Source organism: Corynebacterium zhongnanshanii, from assembly GCF_014490575.1.
GTDB classification, from domain to species: domain Bacteria; phylum Actinomycetota; class Actinomycetes; order Mycobacteriales; family Mycobacteriaceae; genus Corynebacterium; species Corynebacterium zhongnanshanii.
In genome coordinates this window covers 16121-35212 of record NZ_CP061033.1, presented here as the reverse complement: position 1 = coordinate 35212, position 19092 = coordinate 16121, and the positions used below count along the sequence as shown (strand labels likewise).

General features: G+C 59.0%; 17 protein-coding genes and 3 tRNA genes. 9 read left to right on the top strand and 11 right to left on the bottom strand.

The window, feature by feature from the left end; translation table 11 throughout:
• Positions 1-29 precede the first annotated feature (29 nt).
• Entirely contained in the window at positions 30-302 is a 273-nt protein-coding gene (gene crgA, locus IAU67_RS00155) for a cell division protein CrgA (protein WP_151842795.1), read from the top strand.
• Between the two features lie 45 nt (positions 303-347).
• Here the strand turns inward: crgA and IAU67_RS00150 are convergent, their stop codons facing one another.
• Together IAU67_RS00150 and IAU67_RS00145 are read right to left on the bottom strand one after the other, a co-directional pair.
• Positions 348-1259, bottom strand: coding sequence for a rhomboid family intramembrane serine protease (locus tag IAU67_RS00150; RefSeq protein WP_187767920.1), 912 nt, complete (start codon positions 1257-1259; stop codon positions 348-350).
• 131 nt (positions 1260-1390) lie between these two features.
• On the bottom strand, positions 1391-1945 hold the full coding sequence (locus IAU67_RS00145; protein WP_187767919.1) for a peptidylprolyl isomerase: 555 nt from the start codon (positions 1943-1945) through the stop codon (positions 1391-1393).
• Between the two features lie 93 nt (positions 1946-2038).
• On the opposite strand from IAU67_RS00145, the gene IAU67_RS00140 reads away from it, so the two are divergent.
• Both IAU67_RS00140 and pabB read left to right on the top strand, forming a co-directional pair.
• On the top strand, positions 2039-3496 hold the full coding sequence (locus tag IAU67_RS00140) for a hypothetical protein (RefSeq protein ID WP_151842798.1): 1458 nt from the start codon (positions 2039-2041) through the stop codon (positions 3494-3496).
• A 73-nt stretch (positions 3497-3569) separates the two neighbouring features.
• A complete protein-coding gene (gene pabB, locus IAU67_RS00135; RefSeq protein ID WP_151842799.1) occupies positions 3570-5105 on the top strand; it encodes an aminodeoxychorismate synthase component I in 1536 nt (511 codons plus the stop codon).
• 3 nt (positions 5106-5108) lie between these two features.
• Here the strand turns inward: pabB and IAU67_RS00130 are convergent, their stop codons facing one another.
• Both IAU67_RS00130 and IAU67_RS00125 read right to left on the bottom strand, forming a co-directional pair.
• A complete protein-coding gene (locus IAU67_RS00130; protein ID WP_151842800.1) occupies positions 5109-6413 on the bottom strand; it encodes a DUF6114 domain-containing protein in 1305 nt (434 codons plus the stop codon).
• A 1-nt stretch (position 6414) separates the two neighbouring features.
• On the bottom strand, positions 6415-6984 hold the full coding sequence (locus IAU67_RS00125; RefSeq protein ID WP_151842801.1) for a DUF6230 family protein: 570 nt from the start codon (positions 6982-6984) through the stop codon (positions 6415-6417).
• A 325-nt stretch (positions 6985-7309) separates the two neighbouring features.
• On the opposite strand from IAU67_RS00125, the gene IAU67_RS00120 reads away from it, so the two are divergent.
• On the top strand, positions 7310-7672 hold the full coding sequence (locus tag IAU67_RS00120) for a DoxX family protein (RefSeq protein ID WP_151842802.1): 363 nt from the start codon (positions 7310-7312) through the stop codon (positions 7670-7672).
• 230 nt (positions 7673-7902) lie between these two features.
• Positions 7903-10110, top strand: a complete 2208-nt coding sequence (gene katG, locus IAU67_RS00115; protein ID WP_151842803.1) for a catalase/peroxidase HPI — start codon at positions 7903-7905, stop codon at positions 10108-10110.
• 18 nt (positions 10111-10128) lie between these two features.
• Here the strand turns inward: katG and IAU67_RS00110 are convergent, their stop codons facing one another.
• Positions 10129-11718: an ATP-binding protein gene (locus tag IAU67_RS00110; RefSeq protein WP_151842804.1), complete on the bottom strand. Its 1590-nt coding sequence runs from the start codon at positions 11716-11718 to the stop codon at positions 10129-10131.
• A gap of 187 nt (positions 11719-11905) precedes the next feature.
• On the opposite strand from IAU67_RS00110, the gene IAU67_RS00105 reads away from it, so the two are divergent.
• Genes IAU67_RS00105 through IAU67_RS00095 form a run of 3 tightly spaced genes read left to right on the top strand, consistent with a single transcriptional unit; the run spans position 11906 to position 15401 of the window.
• Entirely contained in the window at positions 11906-13342 is a 1437-nt protein-coding gene (locus IAU67_RS00105) for an FAD-dependent oxidoreductase (protein WP_151842805.1), read from the top strand.
• A gap of 32 nt (positions 13343-13374) precedes the next feature.
• Positions 13375-13869, top strand: a complete 495-nt coding sequence (locus tag IAU67_RS00100) for a hypothetical protein (protein ID WP_187767918.1) — start codon at positions 13375-13377, stop codon at positions 13867-13869.
• A 2-nt stretch (positions 13870-13871) separates the two neighbouring features.
• On the top strand, positions 13872-15401 hold the full coding sequence (locus tag IAU67_RS00095) for an aldehyde dehydrogenase family protein (RefSeq protein WP_151842806.1): 1530 nt from the start codon (positions 13872-13874) through the stop codon (positions 15399-15401).
• A gap of 68 nt (positions 15402-15469) precedes the next feature.
• On the opposite strand, the gene IAU67_RS00090 is transcribed toward IAU67_RS00095, so the two are convergent.
• Both IAU67_RS00090 and IAU67_RS00085 read right to left on the bottom strand, forming a co-directional pair.
• Positions 15470-16459 (bottom strand): LLM class oxidoreductase, encoded by a 990-nt coding sequence (locus IAU67_RS00090; protein ID WP_151842807.1) that lies wholly within the window; start codon positions 16457-16459, stop codon positions 15470-15472.
• Between the two features lie 35 nt (positions 16460-16494).
• Complete coding sequence (locus tag IAU67_RS00085; RefSeq protein WP_151842808.1) at positions 16495-16941, bottom strand: winged helix-turn-helix transcriptional regulator; 447 nt, start codon at positions 16939-16941, stop codon at positions 16495-16497.
• A 114-nt stretch (positions 16942-17055) separates the two neighbouring features.
• Here IAU67_RS00085 and IAU67_RS00080 point away from each other — a divergent pair, with 114 nt between their 5' ends.
• The gene (locus IAU67_RS00080; protein ID WP_151842809.1) at positions 17056-18054 is read left to right on the top strand and encodes an NADP-dependent oxidoreductase; all 999 of its coding nucleotides are present in this window, start codon (positions 17056-17058) and stop codon (positions 18052-18054) included.
• 6 nt (positions 18055-18060) lie between these two features.
• Here the strand turns inward: IAU67_RS00080 and IAU67_RS00075 are convergent.
• The 4 genes from IAU67_RS00075 to IAU67_RS00060 form a co-directional block, all read right to left on the bottom strand.
• Positions 18061-18133, bottom strand: a tRNA-Ala gene (locus tag IAU67_RS00075).
• Between the two features lie 124 nt (positions 18134-18257).
• Positions 18258-18330, bottom strand: a tRNA-Ala gene (locus tag IAU67_RS00070).
• An 11-nt stretch (positions 18331-18341) separates the two neighbouring features.
• Positions 18342-18418, bottom strand: a tRNA-Ile gene (locus IAU67_RS00065).
• Positions 18419-18484: 66 nt separating this feature from the next.
• Positions 18485-19084 (bottom strand): DUF3566 domain-containing protein, encoded by a 600-nt coding sequence (locus IAU67_RS00060; RefSeq protein ID WP_151842810.1) that lies wholly within the window; start codon positions 19082-19084, stop codon positions 18485-18487.
• Positions 19085-19092: the final 8 nt, after the last annotated feature.

Below are 19092 nucleotides of genomic sequence, written 5' to 3'. Positions count from 1 at the left end.
AAACCGGCTGAACTGTAGAAGAGGTCTTCATGCCAAAGCAAAAGATTAACAGCGGCGCAAGTAACTACACCGCACCCGCAGGCACCACCAGCCGCACCCCCGTAAAACTCAACGCCACCGGAACCCCACGGTGGTACATCGTCCTCATGCTGGGACTCATGATCCTCGGCCTGGCATGGCTGGTGGTCAACTACCTGGCAGGACCCTCCATTGACTTCATGGCCAACCTCGGCGCATGGAACTACCTCATCGGCTTCGCACTGCTGATCGTGGGGCTGTTGATGACGATGGGATGGAAGTAGCGGGCTGTTACTAGCTGGGCTGTGCGTAGCGGGCTATTAATCCAGCTAATACAGCCCGTTCAGTCCCACATACACCGCGGCAACGGACACCGCTAGTGTCGCCAGCGTTGCCAAGACGAGTCGCACCGGCGACCCCTTGATGAAGGCCGTCTTGGCGATGGACAGCCAGACCGTTGGCACGCGAGCGTGGTGGTCATAAAAGATCAGCGCCAAGACCACACCGGCGGCCAAGCCGCCCAGGTGACCCCACAGAGACACCCCGGGGATCGACAACGAAAAGCCCAAGTTCACCCCGATAAGCGCCATCGGACTGCTGAGAGGCTGACGAGTCTGCGCACTCACCGCAACCAACAGAGCACATAACGCGTACGCCACGGTGGACGCGCCGCCCACTGGGGTGTTCGGCGCGCCGTACATGCAGGCCAACGAGCCGCCAGCAGCACCGGCCACGATGGCACAGAGCATCGCGAACCCGCCATAGGTTTTCTCCACTTCCTTGCCCAGAAGGAAGATCATCAGCGAGTTCATCATCAGGTGAAAGACGTCCAGATGAACCACAGACGCGGTGAAGATCCTCCACCACTGGTGATCCTTGGTCACAGAAATGGACGCGAAGATCAGATCCCAACCGATGCCGTGATCCAGCATCCTCACATAGTGGCCGTACTGATCGGTGACATAGCTGAAGCCGCCCATGGTGTCGGTGAGACTTCGGGACTGCACCAGCATCACCAGGTACACGCCCAGGCACAGGGAGAGGAAAGTCCAGGTTACGGGGGCTTCCTTCACGAGGGTGCGGACAGTGGTCCGGGTGCGCTGGAGGGTGCTCGCGGCGTCCGGTGTGTCTGGGGCGTCCGAGGTGTCCGGGGTGTTCGAACCATGCACGGTGTGTGAACCGTGCTGACCGTCCGGGGAGTCCGGGGTGTTTGGGCTGTGCTCAGGGGTCGACTGCGGCATGAATCTCATCCTAGCTAGTCTGCTGCTGCGCTCCGCACCCGCACCACCTAAAAAAGTTCGACCATAACGCCAAATTTTCCACGAAAATTGGCGTTATGGTCGAACAATGTGTGAAGGGGTAGTGGGAAGAACTACTCCTGGATCTCGATAGACTCGATCACCACGTCATCGTGTGGGCGGTCCATACGGTCGGTTGCCACACGGGAAATCTTGGCAACAACCTTCTGGGACTCAGAGTCCGTGACCTCACCGAAAATGGTGTGGCGGTTGTTCAAGTGAGGCGTAGCCGTCACGGTAATAAAGAACTGGGAACCATTCGTTGCCGGACCAGCATTGGCCATAGCCAGCAGGAATGGGCGGTCGAACTGCAGCTCTGGGTGGAACTCATCCTCAAAACGGTAGCCCGGGCCGCCACGGCCGGTGCCGGTTGGGTCGCCGCCCTGGATCATGAAGCCGTCGATGATGCGGTGGAAGATTGCGCCATCGTAGAACGGGCCTTCGTTGGTTCCGGAAGCGTTGGCTTCGGAGTAATCCTTGGTGCCCTGTGCCAGACCGACGAAGTTCTCGACGGTGACAGGGGCGTGGTTTCCGAACAGGTCGATCTTGATATCGCCCTGGTTGGTGTGCATGATTGCTGTTGCAGTTTTAATACTCACGTTGTCCGATTGTACGCACTTTCCAGCCATATCGCCCACGCCGTGGTCTAGTTTTCTCTAAGATCGTATAGAGAAATAGCCACAAATTAAGACATTCACAGCGATCAAAGGCGGTAGTTCTTCATGAACCCAGCAACCCTGCGCATGGCACTCAACGCTGCGTCCACTGCACGTTCGGCGATGGGTAAGCGCAAGAAAGACAAGGATCGTCGGGAGTACGACGCCCTCGTCGAGCTCCGATCCTCCTCCCCCGATGACCCACGACGCCAGGCGGTCCTCGCTGGGTCGAAGGCTCACAACAAGGCCATCGCCGAGTACCTCCTTGCAGAAAACGATGCAGCTGAGGCGAAGAACAAGGCCGCCGCGATCGCGGAGATTAGCCGTCGTGAGCAGAAGCAGCGCGCGCAGAAGGCCAAGGCCGAGCGCAACGAAGCGGCCGCGCAGATGTCCACCAACAACTCTAAGGAGAACAACGTGTCCACCACGCTGACCAAGGCCGATAAGAAGGCCGAGATCAAGAAGGCCGTGAAGGCCCAGAAGAAGGCCAACAAGAAGGCTTTGAAGAATGCCCGTAAGCAGGCGAAGCAGCGTTTCCAGGAACTGTCCGCTGCTGCCCAGGATCGGGCTCAGGCGGTGGCGGAGAACTCCCGCGAGTTCTCTGACCAGGTTGTATCCGACGCCCACAAGCGCACCGCTGACGCTCAGGCTCAGCTGAAGAAGTCCTCCAAGGATGCGAAGAAGTCGTCCAAGAAGGCCAACAAGAAGCTCACGGCACGTTCCAAGAGCTTCTTCAAGAAGGCATCGAAGGCCGGCCAGCAGCTGCGCGAGGATGCTCAGAAGACCGTGGATAAGGACGTAGCACCTCGCGTGTCTGCGGCTGTTGCCTCTGCTCAGGCTTTCGCTTCGGATGCTCAGAAGAACCTTCAGGACTCCGCGAAGAAGTCCCGCAAGGAGCTGAAGAAGTCTCGCAAGCAGGCCGAGAAGGCTGCCCGCAAGAACGCCAAGGCAAGCAAGAAGCGCTTTGCTAAGGCTGAGAAGAAGGTGTCCAAGAAGGCACACAAGAAGGCCCAGAAGGCTCAGGCGAAGCTGAACAAGAAGCAGCAGAAGAACACCGCGTGGCGCTGGGTATTCGTGCTGCTGACAGTGTTGGCTGCCGGTGGTGCGGCGTTCGCAACGCTGCGCAAGGGTAACGCTGCGCCGAAGTCCACCCCGAAGGTGCAGGACTTTTCCAAGAAGGCTACGGGTGCTGCGGAGAAGGTGAAGGAGCAGGCCTCCGCTACCGCGTCGACCGCGTCTGAGAAGATCGAGAAGGCTGCTGACAAGGCTCAAGAAAAGGCCAAGGAAGCTAAGGACGCTGCTGCCGAGACGGCTGAGAAGATCCAGGACAAGGCCGAGGACGCTGCCGAGAAGGCTGAGAAGAAGGTCGAAGAGAAGACCGAAAAGAAGGCCGAGGAAAAGAAGGCTGAGGACAAGCCAGCCCAGAAGCCTCAAGCCTCCAAGCCTGCTGCTCCAGCTCCGGGCGCCCCAGGTGCACCGGGCGCTCCTGGCGCTCCAGCTCCGAAGAAGGCCGACGACAAGTAGTCGCTACATCCCGGCTGTTACCTCCCACCTGAGGTAATTTGCTCCGCGAGGCGCAAGGGGTCATGATGTGCTCATGACAGTCCCCTTGCGCCTCGTTTTTCGCCGTGTCGACGGTGTCGCTGGTGCCGACGGTCTCACCGGCACAATCGCAGGCGCAACTGACCCACACGCAGCCACAGGCGTAAGCACCCCCTCACCATCCCGCGCCCCAGAAGGCCACACCATCCTCCAGGCTCTGTTCCCGGAAGGCCTCTCCCGCCAGCCGGGCCACGCGGCGGTGTGGCTAGACTCATCTCTCCCCACGGCCGGCTCCGTGTCCATCATCGCGGGCACCGGCGGCCCGTTGAGTTCCCTATTCTGTGCCGAGGCCAGCGATTCCCCGCTCACGGACAACATCTTCGATCGTGTGCGCGCTGGCCTTCGCCCGGTGCGCATCCCCGAGCAGTGGCCGCATCCGTTCGCCTTGGGCTGGCTGGGCGCGTGGGGCTACGAGGTCCGTCATCATGCGCTGGGCCAGCCTGCCTCGCCCGGCGCGCGGACGTCCGATCTTCCCGACGTTGCCCTGTTGTTCGCTGATCGTGCCGTGGTCTTGGATGCTGAGGGTGCGCTGATTGCCGTTCTTGTGGACGACGCCCAGCCTTCCATCACCCAGCGCCAAACCATGTGGCTGGACTGGGCGGTTCAGCGGCTTCGCGAGTTGTCTCTCGACCAGCGTGACACCACAGTGCCGGCACCGTCTGCGCCGGGCGCGTCCTTCGTATTCGATCAATCCCATGAGGAGTATCTGCGCAGCATCCAGGCCTGCCAGGACTTCATCGCCGCGGGGGATTCCTATGAAGTGTGCTTGACGAACACGGCCACCGGCCCTGCTCTTCGGGAGATCTTCGCCGGGCAGGAGCACCCGGAGCTCGCGGCCTTTGTGCGCCTGCGGGCAACCTCTCCGGTTCCTTATGGCGCGTTTCTGTCTTTCCCGGGGTTCAGTATTCTGTCTGCCTCCCCGGAGCGTTTCCTACGGGTCACTCCGGACGGCCAGGTCTCTGCGAAGCCGATTAAGGGCACGAGGCCGCGGGGGGCGTCGGAGTACGAGGATCGTACTGTGATGGCCGAGCTAGCCAGCAGCGTGAAGGATCGCGCGGAGAATCTGATGATTGTGGACTTGCTGCGCAATGATCTGGGGCGTGTGTGCCAGCCGGGAACCGTGCAGGTGCCGAAGATTTTTGATGTGGAGACGTATTCGCATGTGCACCAGCTGGTGTCCACGATCGAGGGTCGGCTTCGCGCGGGCCTGGGGGCTGTGGATGTGTTGGCGTCGAGTTTCCCGGGCGGGTCGATGACGGGCGCGCCGAAGATTCGCACCATGGAGATTATTGACCAGCTGGAGCGGCGGGCACGGGGATTTTATTCGGGCGCGATTGGGTGGCTGTCGCCGAATGGTGCGGGGGATATGTCCATCACGATTCGCACGGTGGTGGATGATGGCGTGGCGTCCACTTTTGGTGTGGGCGGTGCGATCGTGACGGATTCGGATCCGGAGGCGGAGTATCAGGAGACGTTGACGAAGGCGTCTGCGCTGTTGGAGGCGCTGGGCGCCCGCATCGAGGAGCTGTAGCGGCTACTCCGAGATCCGGTTGGACAGCGGCGCCTCGAGGTAGTCCGCCTTCACGAAGTACGTGTCGATGTAGCAGTCCTTCATGACCATCAGGTCGCTAACTTCCTCGCCGAGCCCCAGCCCGATCGGGGCGAGCTGCTGGGTGATCTGCTCGGGCGTCATGCTGGCATCGATGGTGATGGGGAAGGTGGGCACTCCAGCCAGTTGCGGGGAGATGGTGATCTTCTGCACCACAATGTGAAAATTGCCGCTCAGGGTGGTGATCTCGCCTGGGCCGGAGGACAGGTTCATGTCCTTTATTCCTCCGACGCCGGGCATCTGCACTCGAAGGTTGTCCAACACTGCCTTGTCCGCGTCGATACGCAACGCTGGCGCAGGACCGTTGGGAGTGTTCTGTTGGATGAGGGACATCCGCACCTTGCCCTTGAGCGCGGTTGAGTCCGTCTGGATGACGTAGGTTCCGTATTGGAGGGGCATTTCGCCCTGGATATCCTCGGGTGGCGCCACGTCGATCGGCGGGTTCTCAATGATCTCGTTGGCGTTCGGCAGGGGCAGCGCTGGTGCTGGTGGGAGCAGCTGCTCCAGTTCTGGGTTGTTCTGGGGCAGCAGATCCTCTGGCTTCGGGAGATCCTCTGGCCTCGGCAGGGCCGGGAGGTTCACTTGAGCCTCCGCGACGGAGTCATCGCGGCCGTCCACGGCCAGCGCAGCCACAAGCCCCAGGGTGGTCAGCAGAGCCAGAACGCGCAGGCCCGGGGACTTTCCGGAGGAGGTGCCGGAATCGGTGCTCGTGTCAGCAGTTGCGCCCGTGTCCGCGGTTGCAGCGGAGTCAGCCTCCGAGTCAGCCCCGGAACTGTCCGGCACAACCCCGTCCGATTCGGGATCCTCGGCGGGGGGCGCGCTGTGGGCGTCGGGTTGAGGAGATTTATCCGCAGACGTCCAGGAGAGCACCAACGCCGAGCCAATGACGGCGCACAACGTGCCCACCACAAACCCGCCGATGTTGGACATCGGCAGGGCAACGATGCCCAACAGCATTCCCGCTACACCGGTGAGAATGCGCGTGTCCGGCGTAAACCAGGAGCACAGGCCGCACACGATCAGCAACGCGCCGATCAGCATGGTGGATACGCCAGAGATGGCGGAGATCTGAATGATGAAGTTGGACACCTCAAAGGACGCATACGCCGGGGTGAGGATAATGATGCCCGCCATTAATTGGAGCAAGCCGCCGGCGAAAGGCCTGCGGGAGCGCCACCTGGCGAAACGGCGATTGCGCTTTTTAAGGGCTGCTTTGTTGGTGTCTGCCATATCAGCACTGAGCGTCTTCGTCGTTGACAATCTTGATCTTTCCGCCAGCTGCGGTGAGTTCGTCGGCGGCCATGGAGGTCACCTTAATCTTCTGACTGATGGCCTGGATCTTATTGGCGGCAATACCCCAGGTTCCGGGGGCGGCATTCGGATCGACCTGGTGGGTGTCAATACCAATTTGTGCGCCCTCCAGCTTCAGGCCACCCTGCAGGTCCTTAGCGCCGATGACCAGGTTCTTTGCCTCGAAGTTCTGGCCTGGAACCTGCATTTGGAAGGTTTTGTGTCCCATTCCAGGAACGTCCATCGGTGCGGCCATGCACACGTCCTTCACCTTCACCTTGCTGATGCGCAGGCGCGTGATGGCTTCGGTTCCATTGTGCATTTTGTCCGAGTCCGTGAACAGACTGATGTTATCGCCGTCCATCTGGCTGACTTGGAGGTTGAAGATTTGGTTGGACAATGCCAGGTGTGCGGACAGTCCGCCCTGTGCAACAGCTACTCCTGTACCAGCGGTGGCGAGCAGTCCAACGCCCAGGATTGCGGCAAATCGAGTTTTCTTAATGTGACCCATGGCATAAGAACGTACTACCGTTGCTTTTGTTTATGTGTGAAATGGGGATTTTTTCTCAAAAATTTTCAGACAAGGGGTAGCACGGGTGGTGCTGGGGTGGCGCTGTGATGGTGCCGAGGCGCACAGTGTCTCCAGCGCGGAGCGGACCTACAGATGCAACGGCAACTGCTACCGCCAAGCATGTTCAACAATCGGACGCACACAGCATGCGATCCCAAGGGCTTGGCCGCGGTGAGCGTAAGATCACTATCGCGTTCCCTAGAGAAGAACGTTGCCCCTTGGGAAATCAGCTAGCTTTAAGAATTTTTCTGAGAAAGGTGCCCACATGAGTTCACTTGCAATTGGTGGCAGCTACCTCTTGGCCGCGGTCCTTGCCGGCGATGCACTGATGTCGATTAAGCCTCCGAAGTTCATCAGCCGATGCCTGAATGGCGTCAACTTCCCTAAGGACTGGTGGTGGGCCCTCATCGGTATCAAGTCACTCGCAGCAGCAGGCCTCATTGCCGGAGCTGCTATCGGTGATGCTTCGGTCACGACAACAGTGTCTGCAGGCGTACTTGGATACTTTATCTTCGCCATTATTGCCCACATTAGGGCTGGTTTCCTCAAGCAGGAATTCTGGGTTAATTGTCTTGGCATGACGGCACTCAGCGCTGTCGTTCTCATTCTTAATGCAGCAGCAATGTAATTGAAGTGTCCCAGGTTTTGTGCCGCATGAGTAGATAGGAAAACCTGGAGAATAACAACGAAGTGTGATCAGGACGCGAAGGACCGTATCGGGCCGGCTGAAGTTGAAGCCCCGTCGCGAGTCCACAAAAACGCGTAGACTGGCGGACACTTAGGCTGTGAGGCTGTCACCACATCGAGCCTCGCCATAGAAGATTTTTCCCACACCAGTCTCCTAGGAGGGATTAGTATATGTCCGATCAGAACAATGCCCCATCCGAAGGCAAGTGCCCTGTCATGCACGGCCCGGCGGCCGGCTCCCCTACCACCGGTAGCGAGAACCATAAGTGGTGGCCAGAGCGCCTAAATCTGCAGCTTCTGGCTCAGAATCCTCCGGCCCGTCGCCCCTTCGAGGAAGACTTCGATTACGCGGCTGCCTTCGAGTCCATTGATTACGAGGCGTTGAAGAAGGACATCAGCGAGGCTCTGGTGACCTCCCATGACTTCTACCCCGCTGACTTCGGCAACTACGGTCCCGGCGCGGTGCGCATGGCATGGCACTCCGCGGGAACCTACCGAGCCCAGGATGGCCGCGGTGGCGCTAACACGGGTCAGCAACGCTTCGCGCCTATTAACTCTTGGCCGGACAACATTCTGACTGACCGCATCCGCCGCATCCTGTGGCCGGTGAAGAAGAAGTACGGCAAGAAGATTTCTTGGGCTGACCTGATTGTTCTTGCCGGTAACGTTGCCCTGGAGGACATGGGCTTCCCGACCCTCGGCTTCGCCGGTGGCCGTGAGGATACCTACGAGCCAGAGCAGGTGAACTGGGGCCCGGAGTCCGAGTGGTTGGGCAACGCCCGTTACTCGGGAACGGAGGACTCCACCCGCGACCTGGACAACCCGCTGGCCGCTGTGCAGATGGGTCTGATCTACGTCAACCCTGAAGGTCCGGACGGTAATCCTGATCCGAAGGCGTCTGCGCACGATATTCGCGAGACCTTTGCGCGCATGAGCATGGATGACGAAGAGACCGTGGCTCTGATTGCTGGTGGACACACCTTCGGTAAGACGCACGGCAATAACTCCCCTGATGTGATCGGCCCAGAGCCAGAGGCCGCACCGCTGGAGCACCAGGGCATCGGCTGGCGGGGACCGGTGGGCAATGACACCATGGGCGGTGGCCCAGAGGTGACGTGGACCTACCACCCCACCCGCTGGGACAATGAGTTTTTCCACATTCTCTACGGTTACGAGTGGGAGCTGATGGAGTCCAAGGCCGGCGCGAAGCAGTGGCGCCCCATTGATGGCGGCGGCTCCGATATGGTGCCGATGGCTCACGGTGACGGCCGCATTGAGCCACGCATGCTGACCAGCGATTTGGCGTTGCGCTACGACCCTGAGTACGACAAGATTTCTCGCCGTTTCAAGGACGACCAGACGGCGTTCACGGATGCGTTCGCCCGCGCGTGGTTCAAGCTGATCCACCGCGACTTGGGTCCGAAGGCACGCTACGTTGGACCGGAGATTCCTGAGGCCGAGTTCGACTGGCAGGATCCCGTGAACCCACCGGCACATGTTCCTTCCGAGGATGAAGTGGGCCAGTTGAAGGAGGCGATCGCTCGCGCTGTGGATGAGTCCACCTTAACGATTGGCGAGTTGGTGACCACGGCGTGGGCCGCGGCGTCCTCCTTCCGCATCACGGACTTCCGCGGTGGCGCTAACGGTGCGCGCCTGCGCTTGGCCCCTCAGAAGGATTGGGAGGTCAATAAGCCGGAGGAGCTGGCGACCGTGCTGGACAAGCTGGAGGCTATTCAGAACAACGCCGGCGTGGACGTGTCCTTCGCAGACCTGTTGGTCCTGGCTGGTGGCGTGGGTGTGGAGCTGGCTGCCAAGGCAGCTGGCCACTCCATTACTGTGCCGTTCACTCCGGGTCGTGGTGACGCTACCCAGGAGCAGACGGACGAGCAGTCCTTCAAGTACATGGAGCCCATCGCCGATGGTTTCCGTAACTACAACAGCGGTAAGTCCGCCCTACCTGCGGAGCACCTGCTGATTGACCGCGCTGCGTTGTTGAACCTTACTGTTCCGGAGATGACGGTACTGGTCGGTGGCCTGCGTGTGCTGGGCACAAACCACGATGGCTCTGCCGATGGTGTGTTCACCAGCAACCCTGGCCAGCTGAGCAACGACTTCTTCGTGAACTTGTTGGACATTGACACCACCTGGACCCGCGTAGACGATGGCGCTCCGGAGGCTAACGCCCGCTACGAAGGTACAACTGCAGACGGTACTACCTACACGGGTACCCGCGTGGATCTGGTCTTCGGCGCTAACTCCGAATTGCGTGCCATCGCGGAGGTCTACGGCGCGGACGATGCCGCTGACAAGTTCCTCGAGGACTTCGTGGCGGCATGGGTCAAGGTCATGGAAGCAGATCGCTTCGACCTTCACCGTTAGGAATCTGCGAGGAGACTCCTAGGTGTGGTCCTCCGGGGCCAGTTCGTACGTCGTCGTGCGATGGCCCTGGCCGCCGTGCCGAATGATCGCGCCAGCGGCCAACAGTGGTTTAAGCGCGTAGCGCACCTGGTTTTCCTTCAATTTGGCTTGGTGCGCAAGCTCCCTCAGTGTGAATTCGCGCGGCAATGTGCGCGCCGCCGCCAGAATTGCCGGTGAGTTCTTTGCCATTCCGTAGTCCAGCTGACCAGATTGTGCCTGATCCGATCGTGGCTGGCGATCTTGCGCCTGACGGGACGCGGTACCCGTAGGCTCTGCCCAGGCGGGTGCTGGGTTGGACGGCGTCGTCGTGCGTCGACGAGGGACATCAACACGGAAGAATTCGACGGTCACCTTCACGCCTGTATCGGTGATTTTTGGGCGAGGCAAGCCAGCGTCTTCCATGGCAGCAAACATGGCCCGCACTCCACCGCCTTCGCCCTCGATGATGCGGCGGCCACGATCATCCACGAGCTCCTTGGCGATCCTGTACAGGCGTTGGTTGACCTCAACGCGCGTAAACTCCCTGCTTTCTAGCTGAGATGTGGACAGCGCTTTCAGGCCACCGGGACTGCTAATGGTTAAGCGATCTGGCAGCAGCCGAACGTCAATGGACTTGCCCAATTCCACGGTGTTCGGCCCCAAGTCACGGTGAATCAAGGCATTGGACACGGCCTCGCGGATGGCGTGCAACGGGATCTCTGGCTCATCAACCATGTGCCCATCGGCTCGGTAGACCTGTCTCGTGGTGATGTTTCGAGAAATCCAATTCATGGTCTGGCTCAGCAATTCGCTCACAGAACCATGGAACGTTTTCAAGTTTGATGTGCGTGCTGCCTCTCCAGGGCTGTGCCGCACAGCGGCTGTCACTGCTAACGCCGGATACTCGCCCTGCGGAAATGTTCCCAGACCGTACAGCCCTGCGAGTGTGAGTTCACCATCGGGAGTTATGGCTTTAATGAGGCGCAGCACCGACTCGTCGTCTTCGCGCGACAACTGCTCAATGGAGCTCTTAATGTCAGGGATGAAGCGTTTTAGCACCGCTGAGTTAAGATCGTCGACGCTGCTCAGTGGCACAGGCCGAGAATCATACATCGCCTCCTCAGAAGCGTGCAGCTTCGCAACCTCTATCATTCTCAGCTCAGGTTCTGGAATGGCATAGTCTCCGTCTGCTTGGCGCAGATAGGCCACACCCTTGTAACGCGCGGGCTTATCCACTGCTCCCAGGCCGTTGACATGGACAATGACTACCGATACACCGGATACTGTCACAGTGTGAGTGTCAATGACCGGAGCTGGCACCACAGTATTATGAGTTTGGCTTGCAACTGCCGCTTCCATGTCCGCAGGATTGTCCACCCCTGTGATGGAAAAATTAGTGCGCTCATCCACGCCAAGAATGATCGTGCCACCTTCGGGCATATTGGCAAAAGCACAGGTAGTAGCAGGTAAATTCTTGGGTAACCCGCCCTGTGCACGCTTCACTTCCACGTCGGCGCGATCGCCACTGTGGGCGCGAAGCTTCTCCAGAAGCTCGAGCAATTGATCCGATCGGGTTATCTTGGCTGCCATACTTACTCATTATACTGTCACAGTGTGAAAGTTTAAATATGTAAAACGCAAGACGCCCCTCCCACACTGACACTTTCAAAGCTTGCTCCCCCACAAACGGGGCACGTCCACCAGGCTCATCACACCATTTTGTCATCAAAATCTTAAATATGGCACATGAAAACCACTGACGTTCTACTGTATAGCCATGTCAGAGCAACAACGACCACTCGCGGATAGCACTGAACGCTATGATGCGATCATCATCGGAGCGGGCACCTCCGGTCTCAACGTTGCCCGTGAACTCTCCCGCGCAGGCTGGAACTGCCTGGGACTCGAAGCCGGAACGCGTTACAACCGCCACACCTACCCCACAAAGGAAGCCTATGGCTCCAGCCAGATGTACTGGGGCGGCGGAATTGAGCTGAACACGGAAGCCTCGCTGGCTATCCTGCGCCCCAAGGTTGTCGGCGGCGGCTCGATCCTGAACCAGGCGCTGATGGACCGCTTCGACGAGGTAGCGTTTAGCTCCTGGCGAGATAAATCCGGCGTGACATTCCTCAACGAGGACGACCTGGATCCCTACTACACCCGCGCCGAGGGCAACATGGCCCTACAGACCGTGCCCGAGGATAACCGCAATAAGAACGCGGAGTTTTTCGCCAAGGGCTTCGAGGCTAACGGCTACGAGTACGCGCCGTTGCGCCGTGCCCAGGCTGATTGCCATTTCGAGCACGGAAACTGCTGCATCGAGTGCCTGTCTGGCTGCCGTATCGATTCCAAGCAATCCACCGCCGTGACCGCCCTGCCCGTGGCCGAGGCCTATGGCTTCACCCTCCAGGATCGCACCGAGGTCCGCACCATCAGGGAGCGTTCGGATCATGTGGAAGTGACCGCGGTGGTGGGTGGCCCTCTGGATAAGCAGCAGACGGTGACGTACACCGCCACGCGCGTGGTGCTGGCGTCGGGTGCGATTGGCAACTCCGCGTTGCTGCTGCGTTCCGGTTACGGGCGGCGTCTCCCCGCGCTCGGCCGTCATTTCTATTCTCACCCGCAATATATGAACGTGGGAATATACGACGCCCCAGTTCGCGCCTTTGAAGGGCCTCTCCAAAATTACAAGTCCAATGACCCCGGATTCCGCCGGCAGGGTTATAAGTTGGAGAATGTCTTTGCGGGCCCTGCTTCTATTGCACTGCTCATGCCTGGTTTTGGCGCCGATCACCAACACGTCATGGATCAGTACGAAAATATGGGCTGCGTTGAGGTCTGTATTCGGGACACCAATCCCGGGCAGATCACGATTTCTCGAAAGGGCCAGCCGATCATTAAAAAGTCGCTGAATAAGGAAGACCAGCGGCGCGTGAAGGCCGGTAAGGATGCGATCCGTAACCTCTTCCATTCCACGGGAGCGCGGGAGATCATCGAAGGCGAAATGGGTATTGGTCTTCACCTGATGGGTGGGTTGTGCATCGGTACCAGTCAAACACGGTCCGTCGTGAATCCTGGTTTCCAGTTGCATGGTTCCAAGCGGATTTTCGCGGCGGATTCGTCCATCTTCCCGAATGCTCCGGGTATTAATCCGGCGCTGACCATTATGTCCCTGTCTCTTATGGCCAGTGAAGTCATCCTGGCGGAGAGCTAACAGCACAGAGATCACACCGGAAGGCTAATCCCATGAGCAACGAATATTCTCTCAACGCGACACAACTCAAAGGACTAAATCGCCTGGGTGACCTGGTGATTCCGGGTGGGCATGGGTATCCCAGCTTCTCTGAATCCAGGGCGGCTCGGGGCATCGACGGGATGCTGCCCTACATGTACGCGGGCGATCGTGATCCCTTGAAGGGTTTGCTGTTTGCCTGTGCGTATCTGCCCCGGCCAGTCATCACAGCGCTGTTGACGATGGTGGCGGCGCATGCCAAGGTTCCGGGCCCGCTTGCTGCAGTATTTCGGCTGGCGCATGTGGGAATTAAGGGCATTGTGCATTCGCTGTATTACTCGGATTTACAGGTGGGGGGAACGCCGAGTATTCATCAGCGGCTGCGGTATAACCCGGTCATGAATGTCGAAGCATACGAGCAATACCTTGCTGAGAATCCAGAAGAAGCTGGCGCCGCTGGTCAGACCGCCGCTGACCATGCTGGCACAGCTGGAGAAAAGGAGAAGTAACGATGAATGGCACAGTTCGCACACCACACGAGCAGTCAGACAACCTGGAAGGAGTCGTAGCACGTGCGCGCGCGGCACAGAAATCCATTCGCGCGCTCAGCGTCGAAGAGCGATTAGAGCATCTAGCCTCGCTGCGCGCGGTGATTCTGAAGCGCCGGGAAGAAATCCTCAACCGCGTTCAGGACGATACGCATAAATCCCGCAGTGAGATTTTGATGTCGGAGATGTTCGGCGGACTGGATAACGTGAAATGGGTGGAGGATAACGCCGCCAAGGCGCTGAAGCCTCAAAGGGTTCCTACCCCGCTCACCCTGATGGGTAAGAAGTCGGAGATCTGGTACGAGCCCAAGGGCGTGGCGTTTATCATCAGCCCGTGGAACTACCCGTTCTTCCAGGCGATCGTGCCGATCGCTGCAGCCTTCGCGGCCGGTAACGCGATTGTGTACAAGGGCTCGGAGCACACGCCGCTGCAGGGACTCATTGAGTCCCTGCTAGAGGATGCGGGCTTCGCACCCAACTGGGTTCAGGTGGTCTACGGTGACGGATCCGTGGGCGAGGCCGTGATTGACCAGAAGCCGGATTACATCATGTTCACGGGTTCCACGCGGACGGGTAAGAAGATCATGGCCCAGGCGGCCCAGCACTTGATTCCTGTGGAGTTGGAGCTGGGTGGCAAGGATCCGATGATCGTGTTTGAGGATGTGAATATCGCCCGTACGGTCTCTGGCTTGCTGTTCGGTGGTCTGACGGCCACGGGCCAGTCCTGCACGTCGGTGGAGCGGTTGTATGTGCACGAGTCCATCCACGACAGGTTTGTGGACGAGCTGGTCCGTCAGGTGAAGCTGCTCAAGCAGGAGGATTCGCATAGTAAAGATAACGATCTTGGCGCGATGATTGTGCCCATGCAGATTGATATTGTGCGCGAGCATCTGGAGGATGCGCTGGAGCGCGGCGCCACGCTGCTCACGGGTCAGGACTGGGATAGGACGAGCGCCTTGATCCCGCCGATGGTGCTCACCAACGTTCCGGATGACTGCCTGGCTGCCACGGAAGAGACCTTCGGCCCAACGATCCCGGTCTTCTCCTTCTCGGACGAGCAGGAAGTCATTGAGCGGGCCAATAATTCCGCGTATGGGCTCACTGCCTCCGTGTGGTCGGCCGATGAGGAGCGCGCCCGCCGCGTCGCCAGCGCCCTGCATGTGGGCGGCATTTCCATCAACAACGTGATGGCCACCGAATCCACCGCCGAGCTGCCCTTCGGTGGCGTGAACAACTCTGGCTTCGGCCGGCACAAGGGTGTGGAGGGCCTGCACGGCTGGTGCAACGTGAAGTCTGTGATTGTGGACAAGGACGGCGACAAGCTAGAGGCCAATTGGTATCCGCTGACGGAGGCGAAGTACAAGAAGTTCACGCAGATGATGGTGGCGCGCTTCGCGGATTCGCCGGCTGCCGTGTCTTTGGCTAAGTTCGGTGTGTTGGGAACTCAGCTGGAAAGCCTGTCCCAAAAAGCCACCCGCGCTCAGAAGCGCTAACCGCTGGCGCGAAGGCAGCCCCAGCCGTAGGCCGGATCTGTACGTCGAGGCTCGCGCGGCACAGCCTGTTACGGTTGTGCCGCCGAGAACTCCGGAAGCACGTATTCCCCAAGCTCCTCTATAACCTCCTGCACCGGGCGGTCCTTCGAGCGCAGGCCCAGAATCACGTGATTAACCCCTGCGTCCCGATGGAATCTCAAAAACTCCACCAAAGCATTGCGTCCCAGGCGATAACCCATGTGCTGCGATTGCATTTCTGCGTCCGGATCTTCCGCCAAATCCACACCGAGCGATTGCACGAAAGGCTTAAATCCCCCGGTGAGCTCGCGCACTGTCCGATGCCAATTCCCCACCAATTCTTTTTGCTGCTGCGGCCCCCTGGGATATGTGATCCACCCGTCGCTGTGTTCTGCAATCCACTCCATGGATTGTTGGGCTGATCCCGTGACCAGCATGGGCACGTGGTGAGTGGTGGGTTTGGGGATCACATCGGCGCCGCGCAGCGTTGCACTGGAGGTGTTAATCGGCCGGAAACTGACCGAGTGGGCCTTGGTGATGAACTCCAGGCTCGCGCGAAAATCCTCCCCGCGCGCCCCTTGATCTTTTCCATACGCGGGATATTCAATAGGCCGATCGCCGCTCACCACGCCCATGATGAATCGCCCGCCCGAGATCTGATCCAGCGATGCGGATTGCTTTGCGATGTCTATGGGATGATGTAGTGGTAATACGACGCCCGCAGTCCCCAACCCAATAGTCTCCGTCGATGCTGCGATATAGGACAGGAAAGTCCAGGGGTCATAAATATGGCCAACATCCCCAAAATCGGGATCGTGGAGAGGAACATCCCGCGCCCATACTGCAGAAAAACCCACCTTTTCAGCGAGTTGGGTGAGTGCCACGTGTTCCAGGATGTTCATGCGAGGGTGCTGCTCGCTAAGCGTATCCGTGGCCAGGTTTTCTAGTGGGTAGGCAAGACCCAGCGTAAGATGGCCCTCCTGGAATGAGCGTGAAAAGGCGCGGTGCTGAGTGTGTGGAGTGGAGGAAGGCTTCAGCATGAATGGTTCCTAACCGTGTAAGTGTTATGCGGTCACTATGACTGGTGTACGTGAGTGGTTGGTTCTCCAAGGTGCTGTCGCCTGAGGTCCTGAAGGGCTCGACGAACACCGGCGGGGAGGTGCGCTTGGGCGTCGGATTGATAATCGGTGAAGACAGGGCGAGTTCGATCGTCGAGGGCGAGCCCCAGGTCGGCGAGGGTAAAGAGCAAGGGGACAACGCTCAGGCCTTTGTCCGTAAAGCTGTAGCGGCCTTTCTTGCCGCGATCGGCAGTTTCTTTGGTGAGCAGGCCGGCGCTGACCAGGTCTTTGAGGCGCCGGGAGAGCATGGGGGCGCTGATGCCTTCTTCGGAATGCGTGAGGATGTCGCGGAACGAGCGGCGGTCGTAGAGCGCAATGTCGCGAAGAATGAGCAGGCTCCAATGGTCCCCAAGCAGCTCGAGTGAGCGGTTGATGGGGCAGGTGGAGCGTGGGGTGTCAATCATCACTCGTCCTAGGTGGTTGCTTTTCTTAACTACCGATACTAGCATCAGGTTCAGTAGTTACATAGTTTAATCACTCTGGCGCTTGGGCGCCGGAGATCACCCGAAGGAGCACACGTGCGCGCAGGCGTTCTCACCGGATACAAGAAACCACTAGACATCATCACAACACCCAAGCCCACACCAGCCGAGGACCAGGTGCTCATCAAAGTGGAGTACGCGGCAGTCAATCATGCCGACGCACGCACTCAGGACGGCGAATTCAAGGCACTCTTCCCCCTCTCGTTCCCGCAGACCATGGGAGGTGAGCTCGTCGGAACTGTCGTTGAGACTGGCGCGCGCGTCACCGACTACCAGAAAGGTGATGTGGTCTACGCCTACGTCGGTGTGGGCGGGAGCGGAGCGTATGCAGAATACGTAGCGGTTGATGCCTCAGAAATAGCTCTGGCGCCCACCACGCTGAGCACACAGGAATCCGCAGCACTGCCCGTCGTAGGACTGACAGCATGGCAAGCCCTCGTGACCATGGGCAAGGTGCAACAAGGAGACTCCGTGTTGATCCACGGCGGCGCCGGTGGTGTGGGATCCGCTGCGATCCAGCTCGCCAAGCACCTCGGAGCACGCGTGACCACCACAGCCTCAGCGCGAAACTTCGACTACCTCAAGGACCTTGGGGCGGATACGCTCATCGACTACCGAAGCCAAGACTTCGCACAGGAGCTTAAAGGACAACAGTTCGACCTGGTGCTGGATACCCAAGGTGGAGAAGTCCTGGAGAAGTCGCTTGGTCTCACTGCCCCGGGCGGTACCGTCATTGGTATCACCGGCCCACCAGAGCCACACTTTGCAAAAAGCTTGGGGTTGAACCCTTTCATTCGCCTGGCTATTGCTGGATTAAGCTTCAAGGTTCGACGACTAGCTAAGAACTACGGCGTGAACTACCGCTTCCTCTTCATCCAGCCCAGCGGCGAGGACCTTCAGCGCATCGCCACGCTGGCCGACGAGGGCATCTTTAAACCCCAGGTTGGACCGGTGTTCCCCCTCGAGGAGCTTAATGATGCTCTGGCCACAACGGTCACCGGAAAGCCTCACGGCAAAGTCCTGGTGAACCTATAAAAAATGTGGAGCATAGGAGAATCGAACTCCTGACCTTCTGCTTGCAAAGCAGATGCTCTACCAATTGAGCTAATGCCCCAGACAGCAGTTCATCTTATTACACAACCGCTGTTGAAACAAATGAAGGGTTAAGCGGTTTAACTCGCAATCACGCAACGCAAAACCCGGCTGAGAGAAATGATGTTCTCTCAGCCGGGTGACTGTGGAGCATAGGAGAATCGAACTCCTGACCTTCTGCTTGCAAAGCAGATGCTCTACCAATTGAGCTAATGCCCCGTTTGTTCAAATGGTGGGCCTACCAGGACTTGAACCTGGGACCTCTTCGTTATCAGCGAAGCGCTCTAACCGCCTGAGCTATAGGCCCTTTGAACAGAATGTAACTTTACATAGTGCAGAGAAGTTTAACAAATCCGCAGGTCATAAAGGATTTTTAGACTTCTTTCTTCTCGTGTTTATTGCCATGCGTGCTCTCATGTTTGCCCACGTGCTTATTCTCGTGCACACCCCCATGCGCACCCTCAAGCACACCTCCGAGCGCATCCTCATCCGCACCCTCGTGCTCACCCGGCGCAACATCCTCGGCAAGTTCCACCTTCAGGCCACCCCACAGCTTCTGCCCGTCGTTGTACACCACCGCAGCCAACGGCGCCAGCATCACCACCACCAGTACCTCCAACACGCCCAGAAGTCCCGTCAGGCCGAAGTACACTCCCGGCCCGAAGGTATCCAGCCCGAAGAGGTCGGACAGCAGATTATTAAGCCGGTCCCACACCCCAGCAGCATTCAGCACAATCCACACAATGGTGACGGCAATCATCCACACGAGAAACAGCGCCACGCCAAACCCCGCACCGACCTTCAACGCGCTCACCGGATTCACGCGGAACACCGTCAGCTGCCGAGTCTCCTGAGGGACCGACGCCTGGCCGTCCCACTCCGCCCGGGCACCACTCTCGGTGCGGGCCTCTGCGGTCACCTCAGCGGTCCCCTCAGTGCGCGCCTGCTCCTGCTTCTCATCATCTGAAGCCATTGGTTCTT